Annotated in this window: 18 protein-coding genes; 9 read left to right on the top strand and 9 right to left on the bottom strand. The window is 67.9% G+C overall.

The features are described 5' to 3' along the window. The first annotated feature begins 62 nt into the window (after positions 1–62). From hflX to C5E41_RS10390, 3 genes are all read left to right on the top strand, one after another. Positions 63–1,661 carry a GTPase HflX gene (gene hflX, locus C5E41_RS10400; protein WP_104375633.1) on the top strand — a complete coding sequence of 533 codons (1,599 nt, stop codon included), beginning with the start codon at positions 63–65 and terminating at the stop codon, positions 1,659–1,661. 76 nt (positions 1,662–1,737) lie between these two features. Then, on the top strand, positions 1,738–2,697 hold the full coding sequence (locus tag C5E41_RS10395) for a lysophospholipid acyltransferase family protein (RefSeq protein ID WP_258080880.1): 960 nt from the start codon (positions 1,738–1,740) through the stop codon (positions 2,695–2,697). 152 nt (positions 2,698–2,849) lie between these two features. Further along, entirely contained in the window at positions 2,850–3,995 is a 1,146-nt protein-coding gene (locus C5E41_RS10390; protein WP_104375632.1) for an acyl-CoA dehydrogenase family protein, read from the top strand. 85 nt (positions 3,996–4,080) lie between these two features. On the opposite strand, the gene C5E41_RS10385 is transcribed toward C5E41_RS10390, so the two are convergent. The 4 genes from C5E41_RS10385 to C5E41_RS10370 form a co-directional block, all read right to left on the bottom strand. Continuing rightward, entirely contained in the window at positions 4,081–4,707 is a 627-nt protein-coding gene (locus C5E41_RS10385; protein WP_104375631.1) for a UdgX family uracil-DNA binding protein, read from the bottom strand. 24 nt (positions 4,708–4,731) lie between these two features. Continuing rightward, on the bottom strand, positions 4,732–5,289 hold the full coding sequence (locus tag C5E41_RS10380; RefSeq protein WP_104375630.1) for a type 1 glutamine amidotransferase domain-containing protein: 558 nt from the start codon (positions 5,287–5,289) through the stop codon (positions 4,732–4,734). A gap of 31 nt (positions 5,290–5,320) precedes the next feature. Continuing rightward, positions 5,321–5,584, bottom strand: a complete 264-nt coding sequence (locus C5E41_RS10375; RefSeq protein ID WP_104375629.1) for a hypothetical protein — start codon at positions 5,582–5,584, stop codon at positions 5,321–5,323. A gap of 449 nt (positions 5,585–6,033) precedes the next feature. Then, the gene (locus C5E41_RS10370; protein WP_258080879.1) at positions 6,034–6,678 is read right to left on the bottom strand and encodes a flavodoxin family protein; all 645 of its coding nucleotides are present in this window, start codon (positions 6,676–6,678) and stop codon (positions 6,034–6,036) included. 121 nt (positions 6,679–6,799) lie between these two features. Here C5E41_RS10370 and C5E41_RS10365 point away from each other — a divergent pair, with 121 nt between their 5' ends. From C5E41_RS10365 to C5E41_RS10355, 3 genes are read left to right on the top strand one after another with little or no spacing between them, the layout of a single operon-like run. Beyond that, entirely contained in the window at positions 6,800–7,894 is a 1,095-nt protein-coding gene (locus C5E41_RS10365) for an iron-containing redox enzyme family protein (protein ID WP_104375628.1), read from the top strand. A gap of 27 nt (positions 7,895–7,921) precedes the next feature. After that, on the top strand, positions 7,922–8,572 hold the full coding sequence (locus C5E41_RS10360; protein WP_104375627.1) for a HemK2/MTQ2 family protein methyltransferase: 651 nt from the start codon (positions 7,922–7,924) through the stop codon (positions 8,570–8,572). Further along, entirely contained in the window at positions 8,562–8,786 is a 225-nt protein-coding gene (locus C5E41_RS10355; protein WP_181063206.1) for a CDGSH iron-sulfur domain-containing protein, read from the top strand. Before C5E41_RS10360 ends, C5E41_RS10355 begins: the two co-directional genes overlap by 11 nt. An 82-nt stretch (positions 8,787–8,868) precedes the next feature. Here C5E41_RS10355 and C5E41_RS10350 read toward each other — a convergent pair whose 3' ends face one another. After that, the gene (locus tag C5E41_RS10350; protein WP_181063191.1) at positions 8,869–9,570 is read right to left on the bottom strand and encodes a TetR/AcrR family transcriptional regulator; all 702 of its coding nucleotides are present in this window, start codon (positions 9,568–9,570) and stop codon (positions 8,869–8,871) included. A gap of 104 nt (positions 9,571–9,674) precedes the next feature. Between C5E41_RS10350 and C5E41_RS10345 the strand changes: the two genes are divergently transcribed. Both C5E41_RS10345 and C5E41_RS10340 read left to right on the top strand, forming a co-directional pair. Then, complete coding sequence (locus tag C5E41_RS10345; RefSeq protein ID WP_181063190.1) at positions 9,675–10,751, top strand: phosphatase PAP2 family protein; 1,077 nt, start codon at positions 9,675–9,677, stop codon at positions 10,749–10,751. 78 nt (positions 10,752–10,829) lie between these two features. Next, a complete protein-coding gene (locus C5E41_RS10340) occupies positions 10,830–11,186 on the top strand; it encodes a hypothetical protein (protein ID WP_104375623.1) in 357 nt (118 codons plus the stop codon). 77 nt (positions 11,187–11,263) lie between these two features. Here the strand turns inward: C5E41_RS10340 and C5E41_RS10335 are convergent, their stop codons facing one another. The 3 genes from C5E41_RS10335 to C5E41_RS10325 all read right to left on the bottom strand — a co-directional run bounded on the left by C5E41_RS10335 (position 11,264) and on the right by C5E41_RS10325 (position 13,578). Then, entirely contained in the window at positions 11,264–11,656 is a 393-nt protein-coding gene (locus tag C5E41_RS10335) for a hypothetical protein (RefSeq protein WP_104375622.1), read from the bottom strand. A 141-nt stretch (positions 11,657–11,797) separates the two neighbouring features. Next, positions 11,798–12,622, bottom strand: a complete 825-nt coding sequence (locus C5E41_RS10330; RefSeq protein ID WP_104375621.1) for an SAM-dependent methyltransferase — start codon at positions 12,620–12,622, stop codon at positions 11,798–11,800. Positions 12,623–12,666: 44 nt separating this feature from the next. After that, complete coding sequence (locus C5E41_RS10325; protein WP_104375824.1) at positions 12,667–13,578, bottom strand: helix-turn-helix domain-containing protein; 912 nt, start codon at positions 13,576–13,578, stop codon at positions 12,667–12,669. Between the two features lie 415 nt (positions 13,579–13,993). Here C5E41_RS10325 and C5E41_RS10320 point away from each other — a divergent pair, with 415 nt between their 5' ends. Then, positions 13,994–14,398, top strand: a complete 405-nt coding sequence (locus tag C5E41_RS10320; RefSeq protein WP_104375620.1) for a hypothetical protein — start codon at positions 13,994–13,996, stop codon at positions 14,396–14,398. Positions 14,399–14,426: 28 nt separating this feature from the next. Here the strand turns inward: C5E41_RS10320 and C5E41_RS10315 are convergent. Continuing rightward, the coding region (locus C5E41_RS10315) for a PucR family transcriptional regulator (protein WP_181063189.1) at positions 14,427–14,946 on the bottom strand (520 nt) is incomplete at its 5' end.

Genomic DNA, 14,946 nt, shown 5'->3' with positions numbered 1-14,946 from the left:
CCGGCGTCAGCCGGAAATATCCGAGTGCGCCGTGTCGTTGTGGCGTGGGACCATGGAGGTGTATGAGGAAATCACAAACGTACGAGTTCACCCCGATCGAGCAGCTCGACTCGGAGACGGACGGCTACGCGGACCAGGATTACAGCATCGGCGATGACGACGCCGACACCGGCGTGACCGATTACGACGCCGAGACCGACGGCAGCGGCTACGCCGGCAGCGGCTGGGCGGCCGAGCCCACGGTCGGTGAACTGCAACTCGACGAACGCAGCGCGCTGCGTCGTGTCGCCGGGCTCTCCACCGAGCTCACCGACGTCACCGAGGTCGAGTACCGGCAGCTGCGACTGGAGCGGGTCGTGCTGGTCGGCGTGTGGACCGAGGGCAGCGCCGCGCAGGCCGAGGCCAGCATGGCCGAACTGGCCGCGTTGGCCGAAACCGCCGGCTCCCAGGTGCTCGACGCGCTGATCCAGCGCCGCGACAAGCCCGATCCGGCCACCTACATCGGCTCGGGTAAGGCCGACGAACTGCGCTCGGTGGTGCTCGAGACCGGCGCCGACACGGTGATCTGCGACGGTGAGCTGACCCCCGCGCAGCTGACCGCGCTGGAGAAGGTCGTCAAGGTGAAGGTCATCGACCGCACCGCGCTGATTCTGGACATCTTCGCCCAGCACGCCACCTCCCGCGAGGGTAAGGCGCAGGTGTCGCTGGCACAGATGGAGTACATGCTGCCGCGACTGCGCGGCTGGGGTGAATCGATGTCGCGGCAGGCCGGTGGCCGGGCCGGTGGTGCGGGCGGCGGGGTGGGCACCCGTGGCCCCGGTGAGACCAAGATCGAAACCGATCGCCGCCGGATCCGCGAGCGGATGGCCAAGCTGCGCCGCGAGATCAAGGAGATGAAGACCGCACGCGACACCAAGCGGTCACGGCGCACCTCCAGCGGCATTCCGGCGGTGGCGATCGTCGGCTACACCAACGCTGGGAAATCCAGCCTGATGAACGCGCTGACCGGTGCGGGCATCCTGGTGCAGGACGCGCTCTTCGCCACCCTGGATCCGACAACCCGCCGGGCCGCGCTCGACGACGGCCGTGAGGTCGTCTTCACCGACACCGTGGGATTCGTCCGGCATCTGCCGACCCAGCTGGTGGAGGCGTTCCGTTCCACCCTCGAGGAGGTCACCGGCGCCGATCTGCTGCTGCACGTGGTCGACGGTTCCGACGCGCTGCCCGATCAGCAGATCAAGGCCGTGCGCGAGGTGATCACCGATGTGCTGCGTGAGCAGGGCGAGGGATCCGGACCGCCGGAGTTGCTGGTAGTGAACAAGATCGACGCACTGGACGCGACGCAGCTGGCGCATCTGCGGGCTCAGCTGCCGGGGGCGGTGTTCGTCTCGGCCCGCACCGGCCGCGGCATCGACCAGTTGCGCGAACGGCTCGCGGAGATCCTCGGCGGGCTCGATGTCGAGGTGAGTGTGCTGCTCCCGTACACTCGTGGTGATCTGCTCGCGCGCATCCACTCCGACGGCCGCATCATCAGTTCCTCGCACGAGGAGGGTGGTACGCGGGTGCGGGCCCGGGTCCCCCGGGCGCTCGCGCCGACCCTGTCGCGGTACGCGCACGCGGGCACCATCGGCAGTGCGGAAGCAGCGGGGCCTTCGCACTGAAGCTTTCGTAGTCTGTGTGCCACAGTTGTTTTCGGTAGAATCGCGTCCTCACCGAACGGCTGCGGGGAGGGTGCAAATGTCCGGGAACGATGTCATGGCTGTCGAATCCACCGCCGAGCGCTCGCCGGCAACACCGGGGGAGTCCGCGACGCCGAGCGCCTCCGCAAGTCCGAGCGCTGCCGCGAAGCCGAGCGTTCCCGCTACGCTCAGTGACGGCGCACCGTTGCGAATGACGGTGCCCGCCATCGATCTTCGCGTTTTCGACGCGCTGTCGACGCCGGTGCGGCTGTGGAACAGTCCGGTCTTCCACGGCCTGGACAACATTCCCGAGACCGGCCCGGTCATGCTCGTCGGCAACCACACGCTGCTCGGCGGCGTGGACGCGCCGCTGCTGGTGCACGAGATCTACCACCGCACTGGCCGGGTGGTGCGCGCTCTGGCGGAGAACGTGCTGATGCGGGTGCCGCCGGTGCGCGAGCTCGTGCACCGGATCGGCAGCGTGCGTGGTTCGCGCGACAACTGCCGCACCCTACTCGAGAACGGCGAGGCCGTCATCGTGTTCCCCGGCGGCGGCCGCGAGGCGATGCGCCGCAAGGGTGAGAAGTACCATCTCAAATGGGAGGGTCGCACCGGCTTCGCTCGGATGGCGATCGAGGCCGGCGCGCCGATCCTGCCCACCGCGATGATCGGCGCCGACGACGTGTTCGACGTGGTCTTCGACGGCGATCATCCGGTGATGAGCCCGCTGCGCTGGACCGTCGAGGCGCTCGGTATCCGCGGCAATCTCACTCCGCCGCTCCTGCGCGGAATCGGCCCCACCGTCGTGCCCCGGCCCGAACGGTTCTACTACTCGATCGGCACGCCCATCGAGACCACGCCGTGGCAGGACGCCACCGATCTGGACGCCGCCGCGGAGGAGTTGCAGCAGGTGGTGCGCAAGGCGCTGGAGGAGGAGATCACCGCTTTGCTGGCCGAGCGCGATCGTGATCGCGGTCGCACCCTGTGGGGCCGGGTCCGCGGCACTGTCGGGCTGTAGAGGTTTACCCGCGTTCAGGGTGCGCAGAGATTACTTGCTGGAGCTTTCCGCACAGGTAGGCGACTTTTTTCGGATCTAAAGTGAACCGCGATTCCCATTCCGGGTACCGTATGTGGCAGGCGAGTTGCCGATGTGGTCACTAGGAGGTTGGCGTGGAGCGCACCCTTTTCGAGCCCGAACACGATCTGTTCCGGGAGTCCTACCGTAAATTTCTGGATCAGCACGTCGCGCCGCACCATGCCGAGTGGGAGCAGGCGGGAGTCGTGGATCGGCAGCTGTGGCTGGAGGCCGGTAAGCAGGGTTTCCTGGGCATGGCGGTGCCCGAGGAGTTCGGCGGCGGCGGCGTCAAGGATTTCCGCTACAACGCGGTGATCACCGAGGAGACCACCAAGGGGCAGTACTCGGGTCTGGGCTTCTCGCTGCACAACGACGTGATCGCGCCGTATCTGCTGGAGCTGGCCAACGACGAGCAGAAGCAGCGCTGGCTGCCCGGCTTCTGCTCCGGTGAGATCATCACCGCCATAGCCATGACCGAGCCGGGCACCGGTTCGGATCTGCAGGGCATCAAGACCCGTGCGGTGAAGGACGGCGGCGACTGGGTCATCAACGGCGCCAAGACCTTCATCACCAACGGCATCAACTCCGACATCGTGATCGTGGTCGCGCAGACTGATCCCGAGAAGGGGGCGATGGGCTTCTCGCTGCTCGTCGTCGAGCGCGGTATGCCCGGCTTCGAGCGCGGCCGCAACCTCGACAAGATCGGTCTCAAGGCGCAGGACACCGCCGAGCTCAGCTTCACGGACGTGCGGGTTCCGGCGAGGAACCTGCTCGGCACCGAGGGCATGGGCTTCATCCACCTGATGCAGAACCTGCCGCAGGAGCGGATGTCGATCGCCGTGATGGCCGCCGCCGCGATGGAAGGCTGCCTGGAAACCACCATCCAGTACGTGCGCGACCGCAAGGCCTTCGGCAAACCGATCGGCGCCCAGCAGAACACGCGTTTCGTCCTGGCCGAGTTGGCCACCAAGACCACCGCGGTGCGCGTGCTGGTCGACCGCTTCATCGAGGCGCTCAACGCCGGCACGCTTTCGGCCGAGGACGCCGCGATGGCCAAGTGGTGGAGCACCGAGGAACAGCTCGACCTGATCACCAAGTGCCTGCAACTGCACGGCGGTTACGGCTACATGCGCGAATACCCCATCGCCAAGGCGTATATGGATGCGCGTGTGCAGACCATCTACGGCGGCACCACCGAGATCATGAAGGAGATCATCGGCCGCTCCTTGAAACTGAGCTGACACCCTTCGGCCGCCCGTCGCCGGCAGCAACGGCCGCCGCCGGACCACCGGCGGCGGCCGTATTGTGCCGCAAGCGTTTTCGCTTCTACGAGCTCGTTCCGGACAGTGCGGTGGCCGCCTCGGTGAGGTCGGAGACCAGACCGTCGTAGGCGTCGGCGCGATCGGGAGCGCGCAGCGCGGCGGCCGGGTGAATGGTGGCCAGCGCACGGCGATCGTCGTGCGCGATCAGCCGCCCGCGGTCGCGGGTGATCCGGAAAGCGGGACCGAAGACGGCCTGGGCCGCCACCGCACCCAGGCAGACCACCAACTGCGGGCGGATCGCGTCGAGTTCGGCGGTCAGCCAGGGCGTGCACGCGACGATTTCGGTGCGCCCGGGCTTCTGATGGATGCGACGCTTACCACGCTCGGTGAACTTGAAGTGTTTCACCGCGTTCGTGAGATATACCGCGTCACGGTCGATTCCGGCATCGGCGAGGGCGCGATTCAACAGCGCCCCGGCGGGGCCGACAAACGGATGTCCGGCCACATCCTCGCGGTCGCCGGGTTGCTCGCCGATCATCATCATCGGGGCGTGCGGCGGGCCCTCGCCGAAGACGGTCTGGCTCGCATTCCGGTACAGATCGCAGCCGTGGCATCCGCGGGCGGCCTCGCGCAATCGCGCGAGATCCGTGGTGTCCGGCACGAATTCCGCCGCACCCGGGGCTTTCACCATGACCGATCCTTCACCCTTCTCCGGTCACTTCGCGCTCACTTCGGTCTCGATCGCGGAGCAGAACGCGTCCAGATCGCGCGGATTGCGGGAGGTGATCAGCGTCCAGCCGTCCTGCGTCCGGACCACCTGCTCGTCGACCCACCGGCCGCCCGCGTTGCGCACATCGGTCTGGAGCGACGGATACGAGGTCATGGTCTTGCCGCGGACCAGATCGGCCTCCACCAGCAGCCACGGGCCATGGCAGATCGCGGCGATGGTCTTTCCGGCGTCGGCGAATCCGCGCGCCAGGTCGACGGCCTCCTTCGTGGTGCGCAACTTATCGGCGTTGACGGTGCCACCGGGCACCACCAGCGCGTCGAAATCGCTCACCGATACCGAGGCCAGATCGGTGTCGGGATCGACGGTGGTGTCGGCTTCGGTGTCGTGCACGAAGGTCTGCACCGCATCGGTGGACGGGGCCGCGTGGGTGACGCGAATACCGGTGTCGCGCAACTGCTTCAGCGGTTCCAGTAGCTCGTCGCGTTCCACACCGGTCTGCGAGGTGACCACCAGGACGGTGGGCTCTCGGTCGGGTCGGCTCATCTCGCCTCCTTCTCGGGGCTCGCACGGGCGCTCAGGCGCCCTGCATGCGAATCAGGGTGTTGAGTAGTTCGGCCTGCTCGGCCAGTTCGTGCTGATCGGGGTGGGTGCCGATGCGGTCGGCCAGTTCGGGGCGCCGGATCAACTCCACTCCGTCCTCACCACTGTCGGTGGCGAGCCGGACCCGGCCTTCCGTCAGCACCAGGCGGGTGCCGGGGCTGCCCGCGTCCAGCAGCATCCGCAGATCCTCGGTGGTGACCTGCGGATGTGTTCCAGGGGTCTGCTCATCGGATGTCATGTCCGGCGGGTGCCCGGCGTGCGGCCGGTAAAACACCGGCCTGCGGAACCGTGGGCCGCGGATCACGGCCGGGTACCGCCGGGTTCGGGTGGGACGTTGGGCCGGGGATCGGCCGGCCAGGATCAGGCAGCGGCTCGGGAATGGGCTCCGGTGGTATCGGCCGGCCGGGGTCCGGCGGCGGAGGGCCGGGGATCGGATCCGGGGCGGGTCCCGGTATCGGGCGGCCGGGTCCGGGTGGACGGCCCGGCACGGGATCGGGCTCCGGGAACGGCGGCCGCGGATCGGGTTCCGGGGCCGGGATCGGACGTTCGGGCGTGGGATCCGGAACCGGCTGCGGCGGAACCGGTTCTGGGGCCGGGGGCTCGCTCGCCCGTATTCGCGGTCCGGCGCTGTAGGTGTACATATCGGCTCCTCGAACATGGAGATTCGCTGTGCGATCCGCCCGGGCCCTACGACGGATAGGCCGGGTAGGGCGCGGCCTTCAGGGTCCGTGCCAGGTGCGCGGCATTGCGCGCCATGTCCGTGGTGGTCGTCGCGACGGCCTCGGGAGTGTTGTCCAGGTCCAGATAGTCGACGCCGCTCATGGCCTCGCCGTTCCAGTACGTGCAACCCTGGGCCGGCACGGTGAAGCCGATGTCGTTGAGTGCCTGGAACGTATCGGCGCAGATCTTGTGCGCGCCGTCCTCGTTGCCGACGACGGCGGCGATACCCACCTTGCCCACCATGGCGGGCCGGTTCTCGTCGTCGGTGACCGACAGTTCGGCGTCGAGGCGTTCGAGCACGCGCTGAGCGACCGAGGACATGTGGCCCAGCCAGGTGGGCGTGGCGATCAGCACGATATCGGCCGCGCTGATCTGTTCGCGCAGTTGTGGCCATTGATCCCCGTCACCCTCGTCCGCGGTGATGCCGGGTCGGATATCCAGGTCGACCGCGCGCACGGTCTTGCCGGTCACGCCGTGGTTCGACAGTTCGCGCAGTACTTGCTCGGCGATCAGCTCGCTGCTCGATCGATCGGGCGACTTCTTCAGCGTGCAACTGATCGCGATGGCGGTGAGGTCGTCCCCGGGAGCTCGGGAACCGGTCGGGTCGTTCACAATGTGCTCCTTTCGACGGGCGACGGGATGCTCTGTTTCGCGCATACCCGCCGCTCCGCGCTCGAACCGGTCTCCCCCGGTGCGCCGATTGAAGGCGACGAGCACCGGGTATGCGGCGCCTATGGAGATTCCGCACCCCGAAGTGCGCCGAACATCCGGCCATCGGCACCTCTCGGCGTCCCGGCATCGGCCCGCCCCGGCGCCGGTGACGCCGAATACCGGCGCGCCGCCGCTCCCGCAGCCGCGCGGCGAGCTGTCCGCCGGTCTGTGCGCACTGCTCAACGGCACCGCCTGCCATGTCGATTTCGACACTGATAACACCGACCCGTACGGGGAGGATCTGCAGCTGGCGTTGCACCTGTGCTACGAGTTGCATTACCGCGGTTTCGGTTCCGTCGACCCGCGGTGGGAGTGGGACCCGGCGTTGCTGCGCATGCGCGCCCACCTCGAGGACCGGTTCCTGGCCGCGATGCGACGCGATGTGCCCGGCGGGGACGATCTCGACCGCGAACTCGACGATCTGCTCGTCGAGCCGGTCGAGGGCGCGGGCGTCGGGCACTTCCTGAACGAGCAGGGCCAGTGGTGGCAGGTATGCGAATACTTCGCGCACCGTTCGATCTACCACCACAAGGAGGCCGATCCCTACGCGTGGGTGATTCCTCGTCTGCGCGGTCAGGCGAAGGCCGCGCTGGTCGCGGTCGAATACGACGAGTTCGGCGCCGGCCGGGGCGAGGACGTCCACGCTCAGCTGTTCGCCGATCTGCTGGCCGGCGCCGGCCTCGACGACACCTACCTGCACTATCTCGATGCCGTCCCGGCGCCGATGCTGGCGCTGGTGAACATGATGTCGCTGTTCGGCCTGCACCGGCAGTTCCGGGGCGAGCTGGTCGGCCACTTCGCGAGCGTGGAGATCGGGTCGCCACCCGCGGCGCGCCGCATGGTCGACACGCTGCGGCGACTGGACGCGCATCCGGCGTGTGTGCGCTTCTACGCCGAACACGTGGAGGCCGACGCGGTGCACGAACAGGTGATGCGCCGCGACGTCATCGGGGATCTGTCGGCTCGCGAGCCCGAGTTGATCGCACCGATGGTCTTCGGCATCCAGGCGACGACGTTGCTGGAGAACGCCATCGACCGGCACATGCTCGACAGCTGGTCGGCCGGGCGCAGCTCGCTGCGCGACCCGGAGGCGATCCCGCGAGATCGCGCGGGTTGATCATCGGAAGGCGGGTATTCGGCGATCATGAACTTGTTCCGCGCACCGGGCGTCTACGCCCCGACAGCCGATACCGGACTGCTGATCAGAGCGCTGGGGGCTGCCGCCATCCCCGAGGGGGCCAAGGTAGTGGACGTATGCACCGGTACCGGCGCCGTGGCGATCGAGGCGGGGCGGACCGGTGCCTCCGCTGTCACCGCGGTGGACATCTCGCGGCGGGCGCTGGCCTCGGCGTGGCTCAACAGCAGGTTGCACGGGGTGCCGCTGGAATTGTTGCACGGCGATTTCGGCCGGGTGCTGCACCGGCGTACCTTCGACGCGGTGCTGGCGAATCCGCCCTATGTGCCGGGACCCGCGGAAATTCCGGCACGTGGCCGGGCGCGCGCCTGGGAGGGCGGACCGCGCGGCCGGGCGCTGCTGGATCCGCTGTGTCGGCTGATGCCGGAGTTGTTGCGCACCAAGGGAATCGCGCTGATCGTGCATTCGTCGCTGTGCGATCCGGATCTGACCGTACGACAACTGCGCGACGGCGGGCTCAAGGCCGCGATCGTCGTGCGGGAAACCTGCGAATTCGGTCCGGTGCTGAGCCGGCGGGCCCACTGGCTGGAGCAACAGCGCCTGATCGAACCGGGAACACGGCAAGAGGAGTTGGTGGTGATCCGTGCCGATCGAGAATGACGAGCCCACCCCCCGCCCGGCCCGCCGTACCCGGGTCACGCTCACCAAGGACGGTCCGGCACTCGTCGAGGGGCCGGTGGAGTTGGTGACCGACGACGGCCGCGTCGTGCGCTGCGATCGGTTCGTCGTCGCGGTGTGCACCTGCCGCCGCTCCGGGATCTATCCGCTCTGCGATACGACCCATCGCCGCCATCGCCGCAAACGCGGCGGCTGAACGCCGCGTGAGACGGTGATCACCGACGTGGCCCTGCGCTTGTCGATCGACCGGCCGCCGCGAGGTGGACGGCAGCGCGGGTCTAGTGCTGCGCCGCGGCCGCCTTACGCAACCCGTCGAGGATGAGATCCAGGCCGAACAGATACTGCTCCTCGCCGCTGCCGTGCGTGATCGCCAGTTCCGGTATCAGATCGGCGATCGTCGGATGGGCGACCGGATCCAGCATCTGCAGGCGGCTGGGGATGTTCTCACCGTTGCGGGGCACTGGAGCGAACACATGCCGCAGCGCCGAGCCGAAGGTGTATTGCAACAGCACCAGGTAGCCGCGCGCGGTCTCCTGTCGGCCGAGGCCGGCGGCCCGTAATTGGGAGAGCACCAATTCCAGTGCGGCGGTGGCGGTATCGGCGAAATCGCCGTCGCCGTCGGGTCTCACGGCGAGTACCCGAAGCACCGCCGGGCGCTTCACGAGCAGCCGGTACAGCGCTTGGCAGCAGGCCCGCACCCGGTCGGCCCAGTCGCCCGAGACGGCCGGGGGATGGAAGCTGTCGAGCACCTGATCGCGCGCGGCCTGCAGCAGTTCGTCCTTGCTGCGGAAGTAGGTGTAGAGCGTCATCGTGCCGACGCCCAGTTCGGCGGCGAGGGCGCGCATGGAGATGCCCTCGCAGTCGGTGTCGTCGAGCATGCGCAGCGCGGCGTCCACGATCGCCTCGGCGCTGAGCGTATGGCGCGGTACTCGGCGGCGGCCGCCCCCGGTTCGGGTTCGTCGGGCGGGCTCAGATGTCACGGCAACTTCTCCGGTCTGGATGAAATCCGGTCTCGACGCCATTGTAATATGGACGTACGACGTACCGTACGTTGTACGTCAGCCCTCGTCGTGGAGGTCGGTTCGTGGCTGCAACAACCATCTCGGGTCCGCTCGCGCAGGTTCCGGCGCGAGCCGGGGGCTGGTTTCGGGAAGTGGTGCTGGTCGTCGTGGTGTATTTCGCCTACGACGGCGCCCGGCTGCTGGTCGGCAGCGGTCTCGACCACGCCCGCCGCGACGCGCACGCGTTGCTGCGGATCGAGGACTGGCTGCGGCTGGACCCGGAACTGTGGCTGAACCGGATCTTCGTCGGCCACGCCTGGATCGCGATACCGGCCGACTTCGCCTACGCCACGCTGCACTACGTCGTGACTCCGGCGATCCTGATCTGGATGTGGTGGGCGCACCGCGAGCAGTATCGGGCGGCTCGCACCCAGCTGGGCATCGCAACCGTCGCAGGTCTGGTCGGATTCGTGGCATTGCCCACCGCGCCGCCGCGACTGCTGGAAGAGTCCTACGGTTTCGTCGACGTGATGGCACTGCACGCCTCGGTGGGCTGGTGGCAGGGTGATGCCAGCACGCCACGCGGATTGGATTCGCTCACCAACGATTTCGCCGCGATGCCGAGCCTGCACGTCGGCTGGGCGCTGTGGTGCGGACTGATGCTGTACCGCTTCGGCCGGACTCCGCTCGTCCGCTGGGCCGGTGTCGGGTACCCGATTCTCATCACGCTGGTGGTGATCGGCACCGCGAACCATTATCTGCTCGACTGCGCCGCCGGTGCGGCACTGATCCTCGCCGCCGGTTACGCCGCCGCGCCGTATCTGCGCGTCTGCGATGCGGCCTCGGACGGCATCCGGGTCTGGTGGGCGATGGTGCGCGCGACGTCGCCGTGGCCCGCTCGGCGTGGCGCGGTGATCGCCGCCTTCGCCCCGGGCGCGGTCGCCGGGCCGGCACTCGGCATCGGCGCCGGGCTGGCGGGTGCCCTGCCGGAGCCGACGCCGGAGCCCCCCGTGCGCGGACCGAACCGGACCATCGACGGGGCCACGGACGCCTCCGCCGGCGGCCGCGGTGCGGCGGGGTGCCGGCCGGCCGGCCGATCGCCGCGGCGTGCCGGGCACCTGCTCGGGGCCGAGATCCGGTCCGGGCCGGACATGGGCTGAATGTCGCCGCTCGCCTGACGATGTCACTGCCCGCCGGTAGAGTGACATCTCTCGGTCGGGCCAGTCAGGAGGCAACAGGTGGACGTCAAATCGGCCGTGCGCGGCTTCAATTCGGTGGTACTCACGCTGACGGAGGCCCCGGTTCTCGGCCCGCTGATGCGCAAGGGGTTCGTCGAGATCAGCTATGTCGGGCGGAAGTCGGGTAAGACGTTCAGCACACCGGTGAACTACCGGCGTTCCGGCGATTCGATCCTCATCGGCGTCGCGATGCCCGATCGCAAGAGCTGGTGGCGCAACTTCACCGGCGAGGGCGGCCCCATCACGCTGCACCTGGACGGTGGGGACCGCCGCGGCCATGCCGTGGCGACGCGCGACGAGAAGGGCCGGGTGCGGGTACGGGTGCGGCTGGACAACGCCGCCGCGGGCTCGGACTGATCCAGACACCCTGCGGCGCAGGAGTTTTCAAGGGAGCGGTGCCCGCTCGGGCGGGCACCGGAGGCGTGTGGGAGCCGCTAGGCCGGTATTCGGGCCGTGAGACCGATTGCGCGAGTGTCATATTCGGTGCCGTCGAGCCTCGGTGCGGTGAATCTGTGCAGATCGAATTCGTGGGTCCGCACACCGTGGTGGAAGGCGTCTAGCTCGGCCCGATCGAAAACGAGCTCAACATCCGCTGCGGGACGGCCGGTTTCGGTACGCAGCACGTAGCGTCCGTCGGGGCGCCGCCACTGCGTGATCGGTAATCGCTCGGTGCGCCCGGCGCGGATACCGGCCTGGTAGCTGTCGAACTGTTCGTCGGTCACCAGCAGTATCTCGGTGCTGCCCACGGCCGTGATGGCGGTGGTGGCGGCAGTAGCGCACTTGTCGTCCCAGAGGGCGGTCCATCCGCGTTTGCGTGCGACGCGCACGCAGTTCTGGTGCGGGGAACTGGCTGAGGCTTTTCGGAATTCGCCTACGGTGAAGGTCGGTGGCCGCATCATCGGATGCCCTTTCTACGGAGTAAAGCTGCCGGCGCACCGATGCGCGGACCGACGCGCCGACCGTGCCGGCTACGGCTTGTAGCCGACGGCCGCGAAATTACACGGCCGTGCCGGATCCGCCATGTCCACCGGTGCAGAGGGCCGCCAATCGGGGGCGTGCACGATCCCGGGGTTCAGGAGCTCGAGGCCGTCGTAGAAGGCGGCGAAATCGTCACGGCGGCGCAGGGTCAACGGATCCGAGGTCTGCTTGTAGAGCTCTGCCGCTGCGGCCATTCCGCGTTTGACATCCTCGGATGCGTCGTCGAGACCGGCATGGCTCATCGCCACACAGCTACCGCGCGGGAGCCGATCCCGCAGCTGGGCCATCAGACGGTACGGGCGGTCGCTGTCCGGCACGAACGGCCAGACGCCGACGATGAGCAATCCGAGCGGCTGATCCGGATCGATGAGGCGCCGGGTCTCGGGATGGTCGAAAATATCGTCGGGACATCGCAGATCGGCATCGACGACCGCGGTGGTGGCGAGAGCGTCGGCGCCGCGCAGCAGGTCGAGCCAGCGCGCCACCGCCTCGGTGTTGTTGTCCACGTACACGACCTGGGTCCGTTGGTCGTGGGCCCGCGCGATCTCGTGGGTGTTGTCCGCCGTCGGCAGGCCGGCGCCGATGTCGAGAAACTGCCGGATTCCGAGTGCCGCCATGAAATCGACTGCGCGGTGCAGGAATTCGCGATTGTGCCGTGCCCAAGCGTCGGCGTGCGGGAACAGTGCGAACACCCGCTCACCGAAAACCTTGTCGACGTCGAACAGCGCCTGTCCCGACAGGTAGTAGTGGTACATGCGCGCCGCCGAGGGCCGGCTCGTGTCGAAGTCGCGTGAGGGAAAGTCGTTGTCGCTCATAGAGGCCCGGCACTCCTTAGGCTTTGCAGATTACGGACGGTGGGTCACGTCCCGGTGACGCTCTCGCGTCGGAACGAACGCGCGATCCGGTCGATGAACGCTCGCGACCGATCGGGATCCGCTGCGGCCGCGGATAATCGGTCCCAGACGGTCTCGCGGGCGCGTACCGCGGACTTGTCGTCTATGTAGCGAATGTCGCCCTGGCTCTCCACGATCGCCATGTCCAGGTCGCCCGCCGCGCCGGGGGAGGGGACCCGTACCAGGGTGAAGCGGTCCTCCATCCCCGCACCCCGGGTGGGGACGGTGAACGGCAGCACCTGCAGGGTGATGTTGGGCCGATGCGACAGGTCGAGCAGGTATTCCAGTTGATCGGCCATCACCGCGCGGCCGCCGTATTCGCGGCGCAGGCACGATTCCGAGAGCACGGCGTGGAACCGCGGTGCGGCGGGGCCGGTGAGGACGTCTTGGCGGGCCAGCCGCGCGCGTACCGAATCCTCCACGGTGACCGCACAGGGATCGGCTGACGCGGTCTGCGCGTCGTGCGGGGGTTCGTGCAGGGCCCGGATGTAGGACTCGCATTGGATCAGTCCGGGCACGATCTCGGCCTCGGTGACCCGCAGCAGGCTGGCATGGGCCTCGAGGTCCACCAGCAGACGTAATTCCTCGAGGTAGGCGCGGCGGTGACCGGTATTCCAGAAACCGCGTTTGTGGTTGTCCCGGCGTAACGCCTCGAGGCTGTCGAGATAGCCGGGGTCGGTGAATCCCAAGGCGACCGCGAGGCGTTCGAGATCGCCCACGGTGATCGAGCTGGCGCCGTTGATCAACATCGCGATCCGGCTCTGGCTGGTGTCGATGATCCGTGCGGCCTCCGCCTGATTCACCCCCGCGGCGCTGATCATGTGTTCGATCTCGCGACCCAGCAGTAATTTTCGCGCGGTACGTAATCGGGCTCCCATGGGTGCCAGCGTATCGGCGCGACGCGCGGCCCGGGAGGTCGACGAAACGAGGCACTGCTGCATGATGATCATACGCCCGACGAAATCTCTTCCGTCCCAATCGCTTTCCTTCGCGTGATAATCACGCTAGCATGTATCACACTCAGGCTATCATGGTTTCGGCGACAGCCGAGTGCGGCCGGAGTCACGAGTACGCACGGATTCGCCGGAATATCTCGCCGGTTCTCGCATGCCGGACGGCGCCGTCCGAATTGCGGACGGACGACCCGAATCCGGCCGATTATTGGGAGATCTCACAACCGCGGACCCCTGTGGTTCGGATGTTTGGGCCAACCCGCGCCGACTGCTCGTAATCACCGCGCGTCACCGTTACCTTCGTCAGTGCGATGCGGATCGGGCGCACGGAAGGAGCGCGATGCCGGCCTACGACTCCTGGGATGCGGAATCCGCGGAGGGCGATGGGTTCGATTCCGGAAATTCCAGGAGTGCAACGCATTCCGATCCCGCGATAGTCATGCGGATGGGATTCGAACTGGCGCTGATCCTGCTCGGCGATGCGCCCAGCGGGGCGACGCGGGCGCTGCGGCGACTCGAATACGCCGCGGGGGTGTGGGCGCGCGACGGCATACCGATCGATATGGTGCAGCACGCGATTCACGACGGGGTGAAATCGACCCTGAATCGCATCGACCCGGCGGGCGGCAACGGAACCACCGATCCGGTGGCCGATCGCAGTTTCCTGGTCGACATGCTGGATCTGCTGACCTGCACCGTTTCCCGCGCCTACGTCGCCGAAATTCGGGGACACGCCGCCCGCTGACCGCCGGTGCGATACGGCGACCGGCGCCTCATGTGGTGGTGTAGGTGCGGGCGATGAGGGCGCTGCGGAGGTACCAGAGTCCGCTGGGTTGGGTGGGGTCGAGGTGGGTGAGTTGGGCGATGCGTTTGAGGCGGTAGTCGACGGTGTTGGTGTGGATGTGGAGGAGTCGGGCGGTGCGTTGGCGGTTGAGGTTGTTGGCGATGTGGGTTTGGAGGGTGGTGAGGAGTTCGGGGTGGTGGTCGAGGGGGTTGAGGAGGGTGTGGAGGTGGTCGCGTCCGGGTCCGGGGCGGGTGAGTTGGTATTCGAGGGCGAGGTCGTCGAAGCGGTAGAGGCCGGGGGTGGATTGGAGGCGGGTGACCATGTCGAGGAGTTGGTGGGTTTGGTCGGTGGCGGTGGGGATGTCGGTGGTGGGTGTGGTTGTGGTGGTGGCGGTGATGGGGACTCTGGCGGCGTGGGAGAGGTGGGTGATGAGGGTGTCGAGGTTGGTGGGTGTGGTGGTGGGGATGAGGAGGGTGCCGCCGTCGGTGGAGAGGAGGGAGAGGCTGTCT

The organism is Nocardia nova, from assembly GCF_002933465.1.
Taxonomy (GTDB): domain Bacteria; phylum Actinomycetota; class Actinomycetes; order Mycobacteriales; family Mycobacteriaceae; genus Nocardia; species Nocardia nova_B.
This window is presented reverse-complemented; position numbering and strand designations above follow the sequence as displayed.

Bases quoted from the DNA above. Each gene is read 5' to 3' on its own strand.
- C5E41_RS10360 (WP_104375627.1), top strand. From the start codon at position 7,922: ATGAACTTGTTCCGCGCACCGGGCGTCTACGCCCCGACAGCCGATACC.
- C5E41_RS10320 (WP_104375620.1), top strand. From the start codon at position 13,994: ATGCCGGCCTACGACTCCTGGGATGCGGAATCCGCGGAGGGCGATGGG.
- C5E41_RS10395 (WP_258080880.1), top strand. From the start codon at position 1,738: ATGTCCGGGAACGATGTCATGGCTGTCGAATCCACCGCCGAGCGCTCG.
- C5E41_RS10375 (WP_104375629.1), bottom strand. From the start codon at position 5,584: ATGACATCCGATGAGCAGACCCCTGGAACACATCCGCAGGTCACCACC.
- C5E41_RS10325 (WP_104375824.1), bottom strand. From the start codon at position 13,578: ATGGGAGCCCGATTACGTACCGCGCGAAAATTACTGCTGGGTCGCGAG.
- C5E41_RS10380 (WP_104375630.1), bottom strand. From the start codon at position 5,289: ATGAGCCGACCCGACCGAGAGCCCACCGTCCTGGTGGTCACCTCGCAG.
- C5E41_RS10330 (WP_104375621.1), bottom strand. From the start codon at position 12,622: ATGAGCGACAACGACTTTCCCTCACGCGACTTCGACACGAGCCGGCCC.
- C5E41_RS10365 (WP_104375628.1), top strand. From the start codon at position 6,800: ATGGAGATTCCGCACCCCGAAGTGCGCCGAACATCCGGCCATCGGCAC.
- hflX (WP_104375633.1), top strand. From the start codon at position 63: ATGAGGAAATCACAAACGTACGAGTTCACCCCGATCGAGCAGCTCGAC.
- C5E41_RS10385 (WP_104375631.1), bottom strand. From the start codon at position 4,707: ATGGTGAAAGCCCCGGGTGCGGCGGAATTCGTGCCGGACACCACGGAT.